Consider the following 19,350-nt stretch of genomic DNA (forward strand, 5'->3'; position numbering starts at 1 on the left):
AAGGTCTCGCAACCCGAAACTTGTCCGAAGATCGACGGTGACCGCCAGCGTCACCAACGGCCGCGCGCTGCGCTACGCCGAAGGCTCCGCGCGCGGCCTCCTACACCATGTGTTGGGACACTGCCCGGTCGGACGACCTAAGTTTTCATATCGGCATTGATCGTTTTCCGCCCAAATTCGAACGATTTCCTCCGAAAAAATACCGAATAGTCGTGAAAGGAACTTCGCCTTTTCGCGACCAACCGTCCTTTCAGACAGAAAGATGTTGCGGAACTGATCAGCCATTCAGGAATGCCGCCCAATCGGCCATGAGCGCGCGCCGCTTGTCCAGCATGTCGCCGCGCCGATACGCGCGTTCAACCTCCGAACCGACCGTGTGAGCCAATGCCATTTCTGCCATGTCGCGGGGATAATCGGTTCGTTCAGCCACCCAATCGCGGAACGTGCTGCGCAGGCCATGCGGGACCGCAGGACGCTTGCTGACACGATCCAGCCAGCCAGCTTCGCCCTTCGCCACGGCAGTCTCTTGCATCCGCCGCATGACCGCTGAAATCGACATGTCCGAGAGCATTCCGCCGCGCGCCGCCCAGAACACATAATCTTGCCCCGGCTTCGCGTCAGCTTGGCGCGGCATGGCGTCCAGCAGCGCCACGGCATCCGGCGTGAGCGGAACGCGATGTTCCTTGCCCGCCTTCATGCGGCTGGCCGGAATGATCCACATAGGCGCATCGCCGCCCAGATCGGTGAATTCGTCCCATGTCGCGCCGCGTATCTCGCCCGACCGGCTGGCGCAGAGCGTCAAAAATTCCAGCGCCCGAGCCGCCATGCCTTCGCGTTTGCGCAGCGCCTTCCACCACGCCACGGCATCGGTCAACTGCAAGGCGGGCTGATTGTCCTTGTCGGCCACCTTTGACGGCTTCGGCATGATCGCATCAAGGTTGCCTTTCCAGCGCGCCGGGTTGTCGCCCGTCCGATGTTTCTTCACGGTCGCCCACGCAAGGACGTTTTCAATTCGTCCGCGCAGCCTTGATGCCGTTTCGGTCTTGGTCAACCAAATCGGATTTAGAACCCGCTCAATGTCGTGAACGGTCAACGCATCAACGCTTGTCTTTCCGATGACCGGACAAGCGTAATTGTCCAATGTGCTGCGCCATTGCTTGCGATGCTTTTCATTGTCGAATTCGGACAGTTTCGTTTTCAGGTATTCGTCAACCGCTGTTGCAAACGTCATCCGGTCAGCCAACGTCGCGCCGTCAAGGATGGCTTGGCGCTGATCGCGCGCCGCAGACCATGCGTCCGCCGCGTTCATCTGTTCAACGGTCATCAGGCGGCGCACGGTCGCGCCGATGCGCCACGCCTCGGCAGGATCAGCCCCGGCCTTGATCGCAGACCGAATGTCATCTGCGCGCCGCCGCGCTTCAGCCAAGTTCGCCCGGTCCAGCGAGATAGGGTTGTAATCACGACTGCCGGGATTGTTGTTCGTCGCGCGGCTGTCATAGGTTCCAAGCCCGAAGTGCTTGCGCGTCCCATTCATCCGAACCCGCATGACCCATGAGCGCCCGCCCGTCGCGGTGATTTGCAGCATCAGCCCCGGCGCGCCGCCGACCGCGTGAAACGTATGTGCCGCGCCCCCGAAGTGCTTCAACGCCTGCACCGCAGCAGGCTTTAATTCTTCCACAACCCTAGGCATTGACGACCCCGCTTTTCCGCTTGCCAAGCTATCTATCCAACAGGTCGCAATCCATGGCAACGGCTCGCCACAGCTATTCACAAAGTTATGTCGTTAAGATACTGTTATTGCGTGTTAAATATTTTCAAATATTCACACGACGCAACAATATGATGGCGGCCACCCTCTCCGCCATTGGCTGAAATTCCCTTAACATTAAGCCGCTTGTCTGTCGTTTCTATGAAACTGGTTCAGATTGTTTGGCGGATGCTGCTTCTTTGACCAGCGGCCCTGCCGCTGGGCATCTGCCTGTATCGGGCGCCTTGACCAACCCCCCGCTGCGGGATCAGCCCGCCTTGCCTCAGACCGCCGTGATCCATCCGGCCCTTGGCCGCGCCTGATCGGCGGGCGGCACCCAGCCTTCGGTCCAGTAATTGGCGGTGGTGAATTCGCCGCGCTGAAGTCCCTGCGCCACAAGCCAGTCGCGCGCCGCGCCGGATTGCTGCCGTTCTGCGGCGAAAAACACATATCGCCCCTGTGGCGGCAGATCCAGCGTCTGCAAGGCAGACAAGGCCGAGAACTGGTCGCCTGACAGCCATTGCAGGTCCACGCCCTCGGGATGTCGGATCGGCTGGCGGTCGGCGGGGTCGGCCAGCACGATCCGCGCGACGCCCTGCGTTCCCTCGGGCAGCAGTTCCAGCCCACGGGCGATGATCGGCAATGCGGTTTCGTCGCCGATATAGGCAATCCAGTCAGCGACCTGCGGCGTCTTGCCGCCCGGTCCGGTCAGCGCGACCAGATCTCCGGGCCGGGTGGCCTTGGCCCAGTCGGTCACGCGGCCGCCGTCATGCAGAAAGATATCCACGTCGATCCATGCACAATCCGGGTCGATGGCGCGGACGGTATAGGGTGGCCGGTGCCAGCGGTCGATGCCTTCGGGCCAATGCGTCGTGCCGTTTTCATCGGCATGGGGAAGCCCCGCGCCTTCGGGGCCAAAGATCAGCCGGAAATGCATGCCGCCATCACGGAAGCGGGCGAAATCCCCGGCCAGCCGCAGCCGGCGGAACGAAGGAGAGATGCGCTGGTTCTGAACCACCTTGGCCACGGTCAGCTTGGCGGGATTGCCGGGATTGACTGAATTGGCAGCGGCTGGCCGCGGATCCCATTGCAGGTGCAAGGGCGGCTGGTGATGTTCGGTCGCGATATGGATGATGGCCTCGCGCAGTTCGTGAAGAAGGGCCTCGGTCCCGGCCTCGATCAGCAATTCGCAGCCCTCGGGGGCGCGCTGCAGCGACAGCCGCGCGTCATCCAGTTGCAGCACATGGCCTGCGCCGGTCGATTGCAGATCAAGCCCCATCCTGGCGGCTTCCTGACCCAGAAACCGGGCGACAGGGTCCAGCGGCACGGCGATCCGCGCGGCATGTTTGACAACCATCATTCCCCCCAGCCCCTGTTTCGCACCGGCACCGGCGCCAAATCATACAGAATTACTCGGATTTCTTGCCAGCCCGCAGCACATTTGGCAAGTCAGGGAAAGGCGCGCTTGAAGGGGGGACGGGCGATGGTGTCACGACTGAAAACTGCCGCACTGGCCGTGGTCGGCTCATGTCTGGCTGTGCCGGCGATGGCGTGCGAGGGCAAGCTTCTGGACGCCCCCGAAATCCATGCCAGCCCGCTTTGCGTGCCCGCCGCCCCCAAGCGCGTCGTGGTGCTGGATGCCAGCTTTGCCCTTGGCATCGGCATGGATGTGGGCCTGCCCATCATCGGCGCCCCCCTTGACCGCATGAGCGATACGGCGCTGCAGACCCGCGCGACCGGGAATGGCGTCACCAGCACCGGCTTTGTCGCCGAGCCCAGCCTCGAGGCGATCGTGGCGCTGCAGCCCGACCTGATCCTTGGACTGACCGGCGATCAGGCCATGGCCAGCGCCATCTATCCGCAACTGTCGCAGCTTGCGCCGACGCTGCTTTATGGCTCGACCGATTGGCGGGGATTTTATGGGCTGCTGGCGGGCTTTACCGGCAAGGAACAGGACATCGCCGATCAGTTCCGCGCCTATGACGCGCGGCTGGCCGACATCAGGGCACGGATGCCGGACAGGACGGTCTCGGTGCTGCGCATCACCTCGTGGGATTTTCAGGTCTATCTGGACGCGCCCCAGACCTATGCGCCCTTTGCGATCCTGCAGCAGGCGGGCGTGCGACGCAGCCCCTATGAGGTGACCGACGATCCCGGCCTGTCGATGAAGCGCCCCGATTGGGAAGAGCTGTCGCAGCTGGATGGCGATGTGCTGCTGTATATCGTCGGCGGCACCAACGATTCCGACAAGGACGGCCGGCATGAGGAAGTGCTGGCCAACCCGCTGTGGCAGATGCTGCCGGCGGTGAAATCCGGCAAGGTCCACCGCGTTTCTGCTGCGACATGGATGGAGTTCAGCGGGCTTGCCTCGGCCAATCGCGTGCTGGACGATATCGAGCGTTTCGTGATCGCCGCGCCGTGAGGACGGCCGGTCTGTTCCTGTGTCTGCTGGCGGCGCTGCTGGTGCTGACGCTTTGGGCGATGACGGTCGGGTCCTCGGATATCTCGTTGCCGCGTGCCTTGCAGGCGCTGATCGCGCCGGGCGATGAGCGGGCCGATATCGTCATCCGCTCGGTCCGGCTGCCGCGCGTCATCGCGGCGCTGAGCGCGGGGGCGGCGCTGGCTGTTGCGGGGGCGATCATGCAGGCGGTGACCGGAAATCCGCTGGCCGAGCCGGGGCTGCTGGGCGTCAATGCCGGGGCAAGTTTCGCGGTCATTCTGGCGATTTCGCTGGCCGGGGTGACGGCGGGCGGGGCGCTGGTCTGGGCGGCCTTTGCCGGGGCGGCGCTGGCGGCGGTGGCGGTCTATCTGCTGGGCTCGGCCGGACGTGGCGGCGCGACGCCCCTAAAGCTGGTGCTGGCGGGGGTGGTGATCTCGACCTTTCTAGGATCGGTCGGCATGGCGGTGCTGGTGCTGGATGCCCAGACGCTGGACGTGGTGCGGATGTGGTCGGCGGGCAGCCTGAAGAACCGCGAAATGGCGCAGATCCTGCCGGTGCTGCCTTGGCTTGCCACCGCGCTGATCGCGGCCATCGCGGTGCGTGACCAATTCACCGCGCTGAGCCTTGGGGCGGACACGGCGCGGGGGCTGGGGCAGAACCCGCTGCTGTGGCGCCTGATTTCGGGGCTGCTGGTCGTGGGACTGGCCGGAGGTGCTGTGGCGATTGCCGGGCCGCTGGGTTTTGTCGGGCTGGTCGTGCCGCATATCGTGCGGCTGCTGGTCGGGCCGGATTACCGGCTGATCCTGCCCTTTGCCGTGCTGGGCGGGGCGGGTCTGGCCCTGCTGGCCGACAGCCTGCCGCGCGCGGTTCTTGCCACCGACATGCCCCTGGGCATCACCATGGCGCTGATCGGCGCGCCCTTCTTCATCTGGCTGGCCAATACCCGCAGCGAGGCCAACGCATGAGGGCCGTCTGGGCGCTGCTTCTGGCCGGGCTGCTGGCCGCCTTTCTGGCCGCCATCGCCATGGGCGATCAGCGGCTGGGTCTGGGACAGGTGCTGGCGGCCCTGACCGGCGCCCCCGACACGCCCGCGGGAACCCGCATGATCGTGACCGGGCTGCGCCTGCCACGCGCGCTGATGGCGGTGCTGGTCGGCGCAAGCCTTGGTGTGGCAGGCGCGGTATGTCAGGCCATCATGCGCAACCCTCTGGCCGAGCCGGGCCTGTTGGGCATCAATGCGGGCGCAGCTCTGGCCGCGACCGCGATCATCATCGAATTCCGCACCATCCCGCAGGATCTGCTGCCGGTGCTGACCTTCGCGGGCGCGCTGGCCATGTCGGCGGCGATCTATGCGTTTTCGTGGCGGCAGGGCACAAGCTCGGTGCGCATTATCCTGATCGGCATCGGGCTGGGCGCGCTGGCGGGGGCCGGAGCAAGCTTCATCTCGACCTTCGGCGATCCGCCTGCGGTGCAGCGGGCGATGATCTGGCTGTCCGGCAGCCTGCAGGACAGCCGGTGGGAACGGGTCAGGATGCTGGCCTTGTGGGCGATCCTGCCCTTTGTCGCCGCATGGCTGATCGCGCGGGAACTGGACCTGATCGCCTTTGGCGACACGGTGGCGCGCGGTCTGGGACAGCGCGTCAACCTGCTGCGCGGGATGGCGGTGCTGATCTGCGCATCGCTGGCGGGGGCGGCGGTGGCGGCGGCGGGGCTGGTGGGCTTTGTCGGTCTGGCCGCGCCGCATCTGGCGCGGCGGCTGGTCGGCCATGCCCATGCCCGGCTGATCCCGGCCTCGGCGCTGGTGGGGGCGATCCTTGTGCTGGTCGCGGATCTGGCCGCGCGGCGCATCATGCCGCCGGTCCAGCTTCCGGTCGGCCTGTTCACGGCGTTGCTGGGCGCGCCGTTCTTTGGCTTTCTGTTGTGGAAACGGCGCAATGACTGATCCGGAACTGAGCGCCCGCAAGGCCAGCATCGGCTATGGCCGCAGGCTGGTGGTGGACGGGCTGGACCTGCAGATCCCCCCTGCCCGCTTTACCGCGCTGCTGGGGCCGAACGGCTCGGGCAAATCGACGATCCTGCGCAGCCTTGCCGGGCTTCAGCCGCTGCACGCCGGAGCGATCCTGCTGGACGGCAAGGCCATCGCCAGCCTGCCCACGAAATCCGTGGCCCGCCGCATCGGCTTTCTGGCCCAAGGCGCAACCGCGCCCGAAGGGATGACCGTGCTGGATCTGGTCCGGCAGGGCCGCTATCCGCATCGCACCGTGTTCGGCGGCTGGAACAAGGCCGACACCGCCGCGGTCGAACAGGCGCTGGCGCTGACCTCGACCGGGCATCTGCGCCATCACAAGCTGGACACGCTGTCGGGCGGGCAGCGGCAGCGGGCGTGGATCGCCATGACCCTTGCCCAGCAGGGCGGCATCCTGCTGCTGGACGAACCGACCACCTATCTGGACCTTGCCCATCAGATCGACCTGCTGGAACTGGCCCGCGATCTGATCCAGACGCAGGGCACGACGGTCGTCGCCGTGCTGCACGACCTGAATCAGGCCGCGCGCTATGCCGATCACCTTGTGCTGTTGAAGGATGGCCGCATCCATTCCAGCGGCACACCCACGGCGACCCTGACCGCCCCGGCGATTGCCGAAGTCTTTGGCGTCGAGGTGGCGATTCTGACCGACCCCGAAACCGGCACGCCGCTTTGCCTGCCGCGCAAGTCCCGCACCACCCGCAAACCTATGTGATTTCCGCAACATTCCGGCGCAATCCATAACCGCCAGCACGCGATTCCTGCGGCCCCTCAAATAACCGTGTATTTTACTCGGCATTGCGGCATGACCCGCCGCAGGCATGTCAATCGAGGGAGTTGACCAGTGATCCGTCACCGCCGCACGGCCGTTTTTCTTTGCACAGCCTCGCTTCTTGCTGCATCCGCGGCCATGGCGCAGCAGGCTGCCCCGATCGAACTTGATCCGGTCGTGCTGTATGGCGACCGCACCACGACCGACATTGATGAGGCCACGGCCAGCATCGGCATCGTCAACGAACGGCAACTGGCGCAGCCGATCGTGCAGGATTACACCGACAGCTTTCGCTATATGGCGAACGTCTCGACCGGGGACTGGACCGAAAGCGGCTTCGTGGTGCGCGGCATCAATTCCGAAGGGCTGACGCCGGGCGGGCTGGGCGCGCCGCTGGCCTCGTTCTATATCGACGGGGTGCAGCAGACGGTCGAGGGCACGCGGCGCGGGCTGCGCGGCGTCTTTGATACCGAACAGGTCGAGGTCTATCGCGGCCCGCAATCGACGCTGACCGGACGCGCGGCGCTGGCGGGCGCGATCTATCTGCGCACGAAAGACCCGGAATTCGCGCGGTCGGGCGCGGCGCAACTGACCTATGGCTCGGACAATCACAAGCAGGCCGGCCTGGCCTTTGGTGATGCCATCAATGACCGCATCGCCTATCGGGTCAGCGGGGAATGGTCGGAAAAGGACAGCGATCTGAATTATCCCTCCTATGCCCGATATGACCGCTATGACGATTATGTCACGGATGATTACTGGGTGGCGCGCGGCAAGGTGCTGTGGCTGCCGACCGAAAACGACGATACCCGCGTCATCCTCAGCTATGCGCGGTCCTTCGATGGCCCGACGCAGAACGACATCGTCGGGCCGCTTTGGTCCACGGGCTCGCCGGGCTATGACGCCCGGCGCGGCGATGGCTGGGGCTCGCTTCTGCCCGACTATTACCGCAGCCTTGGGCTGACGGCGCTGCCGGTCTATCAGGATGTGCGCGAAACCTATGTCAACAATCTGGGCATCGAGGTCACGCATGATTTCAACGCCAATCTGCGCCTGACCGCGATGACCGGCTGGACGAAATCGCTGACCGAACGCCATTCGATCAATGAAGGCACGCCGGGCGAATTCATGACGGTGGACGGCGCATTCCGGCAAGAACTGCTGAGCCAGGAAATCCGCCTGAACTATGACAGCGGCGCGCTGCGCTGGGTGGCCGGAGCCTATGCCGCCCGCGAAAAGCAAAGCAGCTTCCGCAATCAGCAATTGCTGAGCTATGACGAAAGCCGCAATGCCGCGACGATCAGGAACTATGCCCTGTTCGGAGAGGCCAGCTATGAATTCGCGCCGAACTGGCGGGTGATCGGCGGCGCGCGTCTGGATTATATCCAGCAGGACCAGTCGGCATGGGTGCGCAGCGATGGCGTGGTCGGCAGCGATACCGATACGGATTTCAGCGATCGCGTCTTTATCCCGAAGCTGGGCGTGGAATACAGCTTCGGCGCCAATCAAAGCGTGGCGCTGATCTATCAGGAAGGCTACCGGCCCGGCGGCTCGGCGATCTATGTCGCGGATGGCAGCCAATATGAATACGACCCGGAAAAGACCCGCAATCTGGAACTGGCATGGCGCGGCCGCTTCATGCAGGACCGGCTGCGGCTGGGCGCGAATGTGTTCTATCAGGAATGGACGGACCAGCAGGTCGAGTTGCGCCGCGATCCGCTGGACTGGCAGAGCAGCTATATCGCCAATGCCGGCAAGTCGAAATCCTATGGCGCCGAGTTCGAGCTGGCCTATGCCGCGACCGATATGCTGGACCTGACCGCCTCGGTGGGACTGCTGCACACCAAGTTCACCGATTTCCGCGCCGGGCCGGATGATTTCACCGGCCTGCCCTTCCCGTCGGCGCCGAAAAGCAACATCTCGCTGGGCTTTGCGTGGGGTGACGTGACCGGGCCTTTCGTCAATGGCCATATCTCGGCGCAAAGCAGCACGATTTCGCGGCTTGAATCCTATGTGCCCGATCCGGTCACGCTGGGCGGCCATGGCCTTGTCGATCTGGCAGCCGGTTATGCGTGGGAAGAGGCCAAGCTCACGGCCTATGCCACCAACCTGTTCGACAAAGAGTATTTCACCTATGATTACGGTCCGGGCGTGATGGCCACACTGGGCGATCGCCGCGAGGTGGGCATCCGTCTGGACTATCAGTTCTGAACCGGCCCGCTGCAGGCGGCAAGCGATTGCCGCCTGTCTGCTAAGCGCGAATATAGCGCATCTTCAGGGAATTGGCGTCCGAACCTGCCCTGCTTTCGACAGGCGTTCAGGCGCCGGGCATCGCCTCAAGATACGACGCCCAGTTGGTCGCATTCGACCACGGATCGCCGTGCAGCAGAAGCAGGCAGCGGCCATCATGGTCATAAAGCTCCAGCGCGGCCTCGACCCCGGCGGTGCCAAGGCGTGTGACCCAGCCCTGCCCGACCTGCGCCATGTCCACCAGAAACAGACCTGCATCCGTCTCGCAGATCAGCAGCGACCCGGCGCGGCGCAAACCAAGGGCCTGGGCCGACATGGATTGCGCCATGCCGCCAAATGGCAGCGTCGCGCTGAAACCGGCGCGGTGGTGGCACAGGAAATCCAGAAACGACGGCAGGATCGAGGTCGCGACCCGCCGCGCCCGCGCCCGCCCCAGATAGGGCAGGCAGGACAGCCGCGCCTGCCCGGCATCCAGCAGCAGATCGTCCAGATGATCGCCCAGATGCGCGCCGGTCCAACGCTGCCGGGCCTGCCGCACCCCAGCAAGGCTGACGACATTCGCCGCCTGCCACATGGCGGTGACACCCTGTTCGGACATGGGATCCAGCGCCGCGGATGGCAGGCTTTGCGCCTTCAGCCGGTCGGCATCGTCCAGAAGCTGGATCCGGTGACCGACGACGCCCGCCGCATCCACGACCGAGATCGTCGCGGGCATGCGGCGCGCAGGCATCTCGGAGCTGCGCAGCACCGAAACGGCGCGCGTTTCGTTCACGCGGATGGTGACGCGGCGGCGATTGGCGCGAAACCTGCTGCCGCAGGGCTGAAACGCGGCATAGCCGCCGCGCCCCTGAATCAGCGCGCCGGCATTGCGCATCAGGATCTGCGCATTGTCAAAGCAGGTGCCGACCAGCGCCAGTTCTGCCAGACCCAGATCAAGCGCCTGCGTGCCCGCCAGCGCCACCAGATCGGCCAGCTTTTCGGGCAAAGGCGCGGAGGTGGCTGCGGCGGCGCATGGGCAGGCCAGCGGCCGGGGGTCGCGTGTTTCGCGCAAATCGGACCTCAGTAGACATCCCGGACGTAACGCTTGTCGCGTCGCAGGCGGTTCACATATTCGGTTGCCGCCTCGGGGGTCAGACCGCCCTGGGTTTCGATGATGCGGTGCAGGCTGGCATCGACATCGCGGGCCATGCGCGTGGCATCGCCGCAGACATAGAAATGCCCGCCCTCCTCCAGCGCCGCGAACAGCGCACGGCCGTTTTCCTCCATGCGGTTCTGCACATAGATCTTGTCCGCCTGATCGCGCGAGAAGGCCAGATCAAGCCGGGTCAGGAAGCCGCTGGCGCTCATCTGGCCGATCTCGTCTTCATAGATGAAGTCGCTGGCGCGGTGCTGATCGCCAAAGAACAGCCAGTTCATGCCCGTGGCGCCCAAGCTGCGCCGTTCCTCAAGGAAGGCGCGGAACGGGGCGATGCCGGTGCCGGGGCCGACCATGATCATCGGCACGCTGCCATCCTGCGGCACGCGGAAACTTTTGTTGGGCGACATAAAGACCGGGCTGCTGCCACCCTGCTGATCGGCCAGAAAGGTCGAACAGACGCCCCCATGCGCGCGGTCGCCCGCCATCCAGCGCACGGCGGCGACGGTCAGATGCACCTCGCCGGGATGGGCCTTCGGGCTGGATGAGATCGAATAGGCCCGGTGCTGCAAGGGCTTAAGCCAGCCCAAAAACTCGGCCGCATCCAGCTTCAGACCGGGGGCAAGGTTCAGCAGGTCCAGCGTGTCGCGGCCCCACAGGAACGCCTCCAGCGCCTCTTTGTCGCCATTGGCCAGCACATGGGACAGTTCTTCGTGTCCCGCGCGCTTGCCGATCTCGGCGATCAGGTCACGCGGCGGGGTGCGGATTTCAAGGCGGCGGGTCAGCAGATCCGAAAGCCCGGCATCCTGACCGGGGATGGCCAGATCCGGCGCCGCCCCAAGGCGCGCCAGCAGCGCCTGAACCAGCGCGGGATTGTTCACCGGCATCACGCCAAGCGCGTCGCCCGCCTCATAGCTTAAACCGCTATCGCCCAGATCAAAGGCAAAATGCCGGATCTCCTTGGCGGAATTCGCGCCGGACAGCAGGCGGTTCTGGATCAGCCGCGCCGCATAGGGGTTCTTGCGGCCAAAGCCGGTCTTGCTGGCCGCAGGGGCGGGCTCGGCGGTCGGGGCGGCAGCGGGGGCCGTGCCGCTGTCGGCAGGCAGAACACTGGACAGCCATGCGGCGGCGGCATCCTCGAAATCGACATCGCAATCGACCCGCGCGCCCAGCCGCTGCGCGCCAAGCTGTTCCAGCCGCGTGTCGATCAGCTTGCCGGCCTGACAGAAATGTTCATATCCCGTATCGCCAAGCGCCAGCACGCCAAAGGACAGCCGTTCCAGCCGGGGGGCATCGGGACCGGACAGCGCATCCCAGAACTGATGCGCATTGTCGGGCATCTCACCCTCGCCATAGGTCGAGATGACGATGATCGCCCGCTCCATTCCGGCCAGCCGGGACATGTCGATGGCGTCCAGTTCCTCGATCCGGGGCTGAAAGCCGCGGGCGCGGGCAAGGGCGGCGGCCTGCTGGGCAAGGTCTTCGGCCGTGCCGGTCTGCGTGCCGTAAAGGATGTCCAGCGGCTTCAGCGTCTGCGCGGCAGGGGCCGAGGCGATGGCTCCGCCCGCAAGATCGGCCGCCATGGCGCTGCGCGAATGCAGCCCGGCCAGAAACCCCGCCAGCCATGTGCGCTGATCGCCACTAAAGGGCGCGTCGTCAGGAATATAGGGCAATTGCATGTCTTACTCCGCAGCGCAGCGCGCGATCGTCTCGGGAAGGGATTGGCGGGCGAACAGCTCATCGAAGCTGGGGATATGGCCCAGAAGCCCACGGTTCTTGCGGTCCTGATGCAGGATCCACGCATAGGTTCCGGGACTGTCCATCGACAGGATATTGCGCAGCGACAGCGCCCGCTTGAAATCGGCAAGCCGCTTGTTGGCCAGCAATGTCGCCAGTTGCATGTCGTCGTAATCGGCAATGGCGGTGCGGGCATGTTTGGCCAGCGTCATCATCAGCGCGAAATCCTCGGTCAGGATCAGGTTGCGCTGCGCCTTTTCACGGGCCAGCGGATCGGCACGGCCCACCCGCTTTTCGGCCAGCGCGCGGGCAGCCTGCATCACCGTATAGCTGTTCAGCAGCCGGAACATGTCCTGCGTGTCGGTTTCCCCATAGGCCGGAACCGCGCCATGATGCACGGCCCTGCCCGTCCGCCATGCGCGTTTGACCTGCGCCACCTGATGCGCGGCCAGTGCGGTGGCCAGTTCCTCGGCCAGTTCCTTGCGCGGCCGGGCGGCAAGGATTTCATCCGCGTCCTGATATTGCAGCAGCGCCTTGGGCATGATCCACGCGAAATCGCCCTGACATTCGTCCCAGTCCCGCAGCAGCCGTTCGGCGCGGGCCGATCCGGTGGCGTCATGGTGCCAGTGCAGCAGCTGCCGTACCGCATCGGCATGGATCTGCGCCTGCGCCGAGCCATCCGACAGCGTGCCGAACATCACCGAGTCGCGGCTGATGAAATCCTTCAGCCGCCCCGCAGGATCGTATTGATAGGCAAAGCCGCCCGACATGCCATTGCCGAAGCCCTTGGAAAAGCCGCCAAGGTTCAGCACCGCGCCATGCGTCATGTATTCGGCGCAGAAATCGCCGACCCCTTCCACCACCGCCGTCGCGCCCGAGTTCCGCACCGCGAAACGGTCACCCGCCTGCCCCTGAATGAAGCAGCGCCCGCCGGTGGCGCCGAACAGGGCAAAGTTGCCGACCAGCACGTTCTGCCCATGGTCCTGCCCGCCTCCGGCAGGGGCGCGCACGATGATCTGGCCGCCACAGGCGCTTTTGCCGACGCCGTCATTGCAGGTGCCGGTATGTTCCATGACCATGCCGTCATTGCAGAAGGCGGCGAAACTTTGACCCGCCGCGCCCTGCGTCTGGATGCGGACCGTTTCGGGGCCCAGATAGCGCCGGCCACGGTCATCGGTCATCGCGGCGCGCGGGGTGGCACCCTGATGGTTCAGCATCCGTTCGATGTCGATGGCCAACTGACCGCCGACCGACTTGTCGCGGTTGCCCAGCGGTTGATTGGGCTGCAGCACGATGCGGCTTTCACCGCCGCGCAGCAGCCGGTCGCGCAACTGCTCCAGCAGCATGTCGTCAACGCTGTAATCGCGTTCCAGATAGACCGGGTGATCGACGCGGTCTTCGGGCACCGGCGTCAGCATGGCGCGCAGGTTCAGCTGCCCGACCGACGCCGGATGATCCAGCAGATGCAACAGGTCCGAGCGTCCCCGCGCCTCGGCCAGACTGGCCAGCCCCAGCGTGGCCAGGATCTCGCGCACCTCATGGGCGATGTTCAGCAGGTATTGCGCCAGCGCGCGCGGGTCGCCGTCAAAGACTTCGGGATTGGTGGTCAGGCCCGCCGGGCATCTGACGTTGCAGTTCTTGGCCATCACGCATTTCAGCATCATCAGCGCCGTGGTGCCGAATTCAAAGCTGTCGCCGCCCAGCAAGGCGGCCTTGACCACATCCGATCCGGTCTGCATCGCGCCAGAACAGCGCAGCGTGACCTTTTGCCGGATGGCATTGGCGCACAGCGCCTGATGGACCTCGGCAATGCCGATTTCCGCCGCCCGCCCGGTATATTTCAGCGACGTGACCGAGGCCGCGCCGGTGCCGCCGGTATTGCCCGCGACGTTGATGACATCCGCGCCCGCCTTGGCCACACCGACCGCGATGGTGCCGATGCCTTCGGAACTGACCAGCTTGACCACGACGCGCACGCGCGCCGCCTTGGCGTCATGGATCAGCTGGCCCAGATCCTCGATGGAATAGGTGTCGTGATGCGGCGGCGGGCTGATCAGTTCGACCCCCGGCGTGCCGCCCCGCGCGGCGGCGATTTCGACCGTCACCTTGGGGGCGGGAAGCTGGCCGCCTTCGCCGGGCTTGGCGCCCTGCCCGATCTTGATCTCGATTTCCTCAAGGTTCGGATCGGCCAGATAGCCCGCCCAGACGCCAAAGCGGCCGCTGGCGAATTGCTTGATCCGGCTGGCCCGGATGGTGCCATAGCGGCTAAGATGTTCGCCGCCCTCGCCGGAATTCGACATGCCGCCGACCATGTTCGTGCCATGCGCCACCGCCTCATGCGCGCTGGCGACCAGCGCCCCATGCGACATCGCCCCCGAGGCAAGACGCGGCGTGATCGCGGACGCGGGTTCGACCAGATCCAGCGCGATGGGATCAGGTCCGGCGCGCAGCCGCGACAGGTAATCCAGCGCCCAGCCGCCGCATTCGACATGCAGCCGCCCGCCTTCCAGCCAATGGCCGTGGATGTCGGTGCCGAAGCGTTCGACCAGCGTTTGCGCCAGCGCATCCAGCCGTCCGATCTGGCCCGCCTTGGGGCCGGTCAGCGCCAGCGCGAAACGGCCCTGCCCCAGCGTGTCGCAGGTCAGGCCGCGAATGACGAAATCATTGTTGCCCGCCCGGTTGAACAGCATCATCTCGCGCTTGATATCGGCGGTCGAGGTCAGGAAGGTCACGTCGGCGGGAAAGGCCAGCACATCGCGCAGCGCTGCGGGTCGGCGGTGGCGTTCCTCGGCCATGGCCCGCGAAAAGGCGCGATAGCCGGGCGTGATCTGGAAGCCGTCGATGCGGTCGGGTGTCAGCTTGCCAAAGCTGGTGTTGACATAGCTGTCATCGTCGATACCGAAGGCGTCGTCCAGCTGGCGCAGGGTCAGCAGCCGCAGCGGATCGGTTTCGCCATCGGGATCGTCGCCGCCAAGGCTGATCGGTTCTTCGGTCAGATCGACGAAACCCCGCACCGCCGCCGCGCCATAGGAATGGCCCGCCCCTTCCGAGCGTTCCTTGAACAGCCCCAGCATCGGAATGTCATCGGCGCTTTCGATGCTCAGCGCCCTTTCATGCCAATCCGCGACCGACTGGGCCACGGTCGCAAAGCGCACGCCGCCCACCGGGGTCTTCATGTTGGGCAGATAACGGCGAAACACCGGATCGTCGGTATCAAGGAAGTTCGGCTCGAAGAATTCGCCGCCGGAATAGCTTTCGACGGTGCACAGCCCGACCTTGCCCATGGTCTTCATCAGGGCCTTTTCGGCGGCCTTGTGGAATTTCTTGAAGGCCGCCGCGGCCTTGTCGGCGAACAGCTCTTCGGCCCGCATCCGCACGCCCAGCGGATAGACCGCCGCCGCGCCAAATCCCAGCGCGCAGGCGATGTGATGCGACGACGAGATCTGGCCGCTTTCGACCACAAGGCTGATTTTCAGCCGCAGGCCCTGCTCGATCAGCTTCTGATTGATCGCCGCCACGGCCAGCGTCATCGGCAGCGCCGCGCGGTCGCGGCTGATATGGCGGTCCGACAGAATGGCGATGCCGCCCTTGTCGCGGGCGAATTGCGCAATCTCGGCGGCAATGCTGTCAAGGGCACCGATCAGCGCGGTTTCATTGGCCGCGCTTGCGCCGAATGCCGGGTGATACAGCATGTCGAAGACCGGCCATGGCGTCGCGTCCTGCGCCTTGATCTTCAGCATGTCCGTCATGCGCAGGATCGGAGAGTTCACGACGATCTGGCGCGACCGCGACTGCCCCAGATGCGGCTTTTCGCCCAAGGCCACCCGCAGCGTCATGCCATCCGCCTCGCGGATCGAATCCAGCGGCGGGTTGGTGACCTGCGCGAAACGCTGGCTGAAATATTTGGCGACCCCGCCTTCGTTATCGGACAATGCGTTGATCGCATTGCCATATCCCATGGCCGAGACCTTCTCGACCCCGGTTTGCAGCATCGGGTCCATCAGGAAGCGGAAGCTTTCCTGATTGTGGTTATAGGCGACGTAACGCGCGGGCCGCGACAGATCGCCCTGATAGACCTTGATCGCCGTCTGCGGATCGTCCGCAGGCTCGGGCAGCGCGTCGATATTCACCTGCGCGGCGGCCAGCAGCGCCGGGTAATCTGCCTGCGCCGCCAGCATGTCCAGCGCCGTGTCGGTTTCATGGATGCGTTTGATCGCGTGGTCGTAATAGATCATCCCCCCCGCCTCGACCCGCCCGCGTCGCAGCACGGTATGGGGGGCGAAGTTGACCTGCCCGGCCTCGGACATCACCGCCAGATATTCCTCGGTTTCGGTGGTGCGCAGCGGGCGCAGGCCCAGCCGGTCCAGCCGCGCGCCGATGATCGTGCCATCGCCAAAGACCAGCGCGGCGGGACCGTCGTTCTTTTCCTCGTAAAGCGAGAAATATTCCAGCATGGCCCGGACAGCGGGCGACATGCGGCTGTCGTTTTCCCAAGCCGGCGGCATCATCGAGACGACCGCCGCAACCAGCCCCAGCCCTTCGTCATAGACCCGCGCATTCAGCGTCTGGTCCAGCCGGCAACTGTCAGACTGTCCGCGCGGTCGCAGGATGGTCTGGTTGCGCGCCAGCGCCACGGCGGCCTCGGACAGGCGGTTCTTCTTGTCGGTGTTCAGCTCGCCATTATGCGCCATCAGCCGGAAGGGCTGCGCCATCGAGGGGTGCGGATCGGTATTGGTCGAAAACCGCGTGTGGAAATACATCGTATGCACGCGGTGGTCGGGATCGCTGAGATCGCGGAAATAGGGCACGATCTCCCAGGAATTCAGCCGCCCCTTCAGCACCTGCGTCCGCGCCGACAGCGAGACCGGGTAAAGCCCGTCCAGTTCCGGCACGGTATAGGCGACCGCCTCGATCTGCAGCAGCGCCTGATGGATGCGCGCATCCAGCGCCGGGCCGCGCAGATCATCGGGCGCGGCAAAGATCCATTGCCGGATCGTCAGCTGGCAGCGGGCGGCGCGCGGCAGGATCGCTGAGGGATCGACCGGCACCTCGCGCACCAGCAGGATCTGCATTCCCACCTCGCGCAGCACCGCGTCGATCAGACCTGCGGCCCGGTCATGCTGGGCTGGGTCGGCAGGCAGGAAGAAATTCCCGACGCCAAAGCCGCCCGGCTGCAGCGCCGCGCCCGTCAGCTTGCGAAAGAAATGCAGCGACAGATCGACCGAGATCCCCGCCCCGTCGCCCACGCCCTCGGACGACATGCCCCCGCGATGCGGCACGGCGCACAGCGCCTCATGGCCCTTCAGCAGCACGTCATGGGTCTGCACGGAATCCTTGCGCGTCAGAAAACCCACGCCACAGGCGCTGTGTTCAAGGGTCGGGTCATACAGGCCAAAGGCAGTGCTGGACGTGTTCAATCGGGCAACCTCGCATATTCCAGGCGACGCAAAGACCGGCACGGCAAAAACCGACCGGAGGCGACAAATCTTTTCGGGATACCTGGCAAATGCTGACATGCAGCAAGCTGGCCGGAGGCGGTGATACCCAAAGCCCGGGCTCAGATCAACGAAAAATGCTGGGCGCGACGCAGATGTGTGCGGGGCATGGATGCGTGATGGCAGGCTGGCGCTGCGTGGCGCGGGCGACAGCTTTGCAGCCTCCGGGACCGGCAGCGCCTGCCCGCCAGAAGCCGCCCATATCCCGGCGTAACGCGCTGAACGCGCTTGCGATCAGCGTGTCGGAGCCAAGTAGGAAAGCTTCGCTGCCCCCTGCCCCCGAACCCGCCATGCGCCCGGCCATGCCCCGCGAAAAACGCCGGAAATGCGGCTGTCACAAGAATGCAAGCCTTTGCGCAAAAACCCCTTGTTTCCGGGGATGCCGATCCATATACGGGGCGGCGGAGACGTGGCCGAGTGGTCGAAGGCACACCCCTGCTAAGGGTGCAGACGGGAGACCGTCTCGAGGGTTCGAATCCCTTCGTCTCCGCCACTTGCCCCTGCGAAAGCGTTCTCCCCATCCGGCTGCGGCCGGATTTTTCCGTTGTTTTCAAGGGTTATGCGGGAGGGGCTGAGCACTGCAGCTGCCGCTAGGTGGCCCGAAAGCGGTCTCTCAGGGCCAATATTCTCCGGACCTGTTGACTGCACGGATTTGGTGAATTTTTTGCAAGCCACTAAAAACGCTATGCTTTCTAAGCCACGCAGCTGAGCACTTCGATTTCAGGGGCGCGCACAGAAGGAACATAAATCGAACTCCGCCGCCTTCAGCCAACCGTTCCTGCCGCGATGTCTTGGCTCGCCTCCCAGTCCGCGTAGGTGCGTCCGTCCGGAAGCTTCCAGAGAATTCGACCGTTTGCGCTCGCGCCGATGACGGTCGCAGCTGCGGCAGATGCGGATGTGAAGCTGTAGTCGCTTGTGAAGATGAGGAAATCACCTTCTTCGCGAAGGACGCCCTTCTCTATGAGGGTGTTCCTGAGGGTGGCCGTACCTCTTGGTATCGTTCGCGTAGTTCGGACCCTCGCCTTGGATCCGGCAGTGATCACGAAGTCCCCTGAGGGGCCGATCTCCATCTCCGCTGCGAAGCCCTCGCCGCGAAAGAAAAAGCGAGGGCTCGCGTGGGCTTCAGCCGTTGGCAACGCCTGCTCCAGCATCTGTTCCGGGGCGCGCCCCCGGATTTCACGAAACAAATCCCAGCCAAGAGCACCGACCAGCGTTTTTGTCTGATCCACGAACTCGTCCATGGCGGCACGGTCGGGCAGCGGCAACTTGCCGGCATCGTCGGAGGGTGTCCGCGTATTGGGAAGGGTCCAGCGAGGATTACTTCCTGCGCCGCGGATCAGGCAGGCCTCGACATACCGAGCGTGGCTCTTGGTCAGGTTCTCGTCCTTGCTGATCAGGACGACCGTATCGGTCCAGAAACCCTTGGCGTCTCGCCCTCCCTCGTTGGAGTTGTGATACGACAGGCGGGCGCCGACACCTTCCGACTCGCCGATGTAGGAAAGCTGACGATCCTGCGCATCCTCGTCAGCGCCGATCAGTATGTACACGCCGGGCCGCTCGATCTCGGGGAAGGCCTCGCGGACCCGTCGCAGCTGGTTGCGGCGGAAGGCGATGGCCTGGATCGTCGACATCGAAATCTGCGCCACCCGAATGCCGTTCGGATCGCCGTCGAGCAGGAAGATGTTGATCGAGCGGGGTTTCACATTTTCGCCTTGCATCCATGGCCACTTTGGCCACTATTGCCTGAT

General features: G+C 64.8%; 11 protein-coding genes and 1 tRNA gene. 6 read left to right on the forward strand and 6 right to left on the reverse strand.

The features are described 5' to 3' along the window. Nucleotides 1-277: 277 nt before the first annotated feature. A complete protein-coding gene (locus tag GL284_RS17110) occupies nt 278-1,690 on the reverse strand; it encodes a tyrosine-type recombinase/integrase (protein ID WP_155045819.1) in 1,413 nt (470 codons plus the stop codon). Nucleotides 1,691-2,030: 340 nt separating this feature from the next. Continuing rightward, on the reverse strand, nt 2,031-3,107 hold the full coding sequence (locus GL284_RS17115; protein WP_155045820.1) for a siderophore-interacting protein: 1,077 nt from the start codon (nt 3,105-3,107) through the stop codon (nt 2,031-2,033). 123 nt (nt 3,108-3,230) lie between these two features. Here GL284_RS17115 and GL284_RS17120 point away from each other — a divergent pair, with 123 nt between their 5' ends. The 5 genes from GL284_RS17120 (at nt 3,231) to GL284_RS17140 (ending at nt 9,196) form a co-directional block, all read left to right on the forward strand. Then, complete coding sequence (locus GL284_RS17120) at nt 3,231-4,169, forward strand: iron-siderophore ABC transporter substrate-binding protein (RefSeq protein ID WP_155045821.1); 939 nt, start codon at nt 3,231-3,233, stop codon at nt 4,167-4,169. Continuing rightward, nucleotides 4,166-5,152 (forward strand): FecCD family ABC transporter permease, encoded by a 987-nt coding sequence (locus GL284_RS17125; protein ID WP_341870489.1) that lies wholly within the window; start codon nt 4,166-4,168, stop codon nt 5,150-5,152. Before GL284_RS17120 ends, GL284_RS17125 begins: the two co-directional genes overlap by 4 nt. Beyond that, entirely contained in the window at nt 5,149-6,129 is a 981-nt protein-coding gene (locus tag GL284_RS17130; protein ID WP_155045823.1) for a FecCD family ABC transporter permease, read from the forward strand. The genes GL284_RS17125 and GL284_RS17130 overlap by 4 nt, the downstream gene beginning before the upstream one ends. Beyond that, nucleotides 6,122-6,928 carry an ABC transporter ATP-binding protein gene (locus GL284_RS17135; RefSeq protein ID WP_155045824.1) on the forward strand — a complete coding sequence of 269 codons (807 nt, stop codon included), beginning with the start codon at nt 6,122-6,124 and terminating at the stop codon, nt 6,926-6,928. The genes GL284_RS17130 and GL284_RS17135 overlap by 8 nt, the downstream gene beginning before the upstream one ends. 195 nt (nt 6,929-7,123) lie before the next feature. Beyond that, nucleotides 7,124-9,196 carry a TonB-dependent receptor gene (locus GL284_RS17140; protein ID WP_155045825.1) on the forward strand — a complete coding sequence of 691 codons (2,073 nt, stop codon included), beginning with the start codon at nt 7,124-7,126 and terminating at the stop codon, nt 9,194-9,196. Nucleotides 9,197-9,302: 106 nt separating this feature from the next. Here the strand turns inward: GL284_RS17140 and GL284_RS17145 are convergent, their stop codons facing one another. Genes GL284_RS17145 through GL284_RS17155 form a run of 3 tightly spaced genes read right to left on the reverse strand, consistent with a single transcriptional unit; the run spans nt 9,303 to nt 17,524 of the window. Then, nucleotides 9,303-10,286: a hypothetical protein gene (locus tag GL284_RS17145; RefSeq protein ID WP_155045826.1), complete on the reverse strand. Its 984-nt coding sequence runs from the start codon at nt 10,284-10,286 to the stop codon at nt 9,303-9,305. Nucleotides 10,287-10,294: 8 nt separating this feature from the next. Continuing rightward, nucleotides 10,295-12,049, reverse strand: coding sequence for a diflavin oxidoreductase (locus GL284_RS17150; RefSeq protein ID WP_155045827.1), 1,755 nt, complete (start codon nt 12,047-12,049; stop codon nt 10,295-10,297). Between the two features lie 3 nt (nt 12,050-12,052). Next, nucleotides 12,053-17,524, reverse strand: coding sequence for a glutamate synthase-related protein (locus GL284_RS17155; RefSeq protein WP_155045828.1), 5,472 nt, complete (start codon nt 17,522-17,524; stop codon nt 12,053-12,055). Nucleotides 17,525-18,005: 481 nt separating this feature from the next. On the opposite strand from GL284_RS17155, the gene GL284_RS17160 reads away from it, so the two are divergent. Next, a tRNA-Ser gene (locus tag GL284_RS17160) sits at nt 18,006-18,095 on the forward strand. Between the two features lie 271 nt (nt 18,096-18,366). Here the strand turns inward: GL284_RS17160 and GL284_RS17165 are convergent. Next, nucleotides 18,367-19,320 carry a GIY-YIG nuclease family protein gene (locus GL284_RS17165; protein WP_155045829.1) on the reverse strand — a complete coding sequence of 318 codons (954 nt, stop codon included), beginning with the start codon at nt 19,318-19,320 and terminating at the stop codon, nt 18,367-18,369. Nucleotides 19,321-19,350 lie beyond the last annotated feature (30 nt).

It is taken from the genome of Paracoccus shanxieyensis, assembly GCF_009711265.1.
Classification (GTDB): Bacteria; Pseudomonadota; Alphaproteobacteria; order Rhodobacterales; family Rhodobacteraceae; genus Paracoccus; species Paracoccus shanxieyensis.

Excerpts from the sequence above, each read along its gene's own strand:
- GL284_RS17120 (WP_155045821.1), top strand. The coding sequence starts at position 3,231 with ATGGTGTCACGACTGAAAACTGCCGCACTGGCCGTGGTCGGCTCATGT.
- GL284_RS17135 (WP_155045824.1), top strand. The coding sequence starts at position 6,122 with ATGACTGATCCGGAACTGAGCGCCCGCAAGGCCAGCATCGGCTATGGC.
- GL284_RS17130 (WP_155045823.1), top strand. The coding sequence starts at position 5,149 with ATGAGGGCCGTCTGGGCGCTGCTTCTGGCCGGGCTGCTGGCCGCCTTT.
- GL284_RS17150 (WP_155045827.1), bottom strand. The coding sequence starts at position 12,049 with ATGCAATTGCCCTATATTCCTGACGACGCGCCCTTTAGTGGCGATCAG.
- GL284_RS17140 (WP_155045825.1), top strand. The coding sequence starts at position 7,124 with ATGGCGCAGCAGGCTGCCCCGATCGAACTTGATCCGGTCGTGCTGTAT.
- GL284_RS17110 (WP_155045819.1), bottom strand. The coding sequence starts at position 1,690 with ATGCCTAGGGTTGTGGAAGAATTAAAGCCTGCTGCGGTGCAGGCGTTG.
- GL284_RS17165 (WP_155045829.1), bottom strand. The coding sequence starts at position 19,320 with ATGCAAGGCGAAAATGTGAAACCCCGCTCGATCAACATCTTCCTGCTC.
- GL284_RS17115 (WP_155045820.1), bottom strand. The coding sequence starts at position 3,107 with ATGATGGTTGTCAAACATGCCGCGCGGATCGCCGTGCCGCTGGACCCT.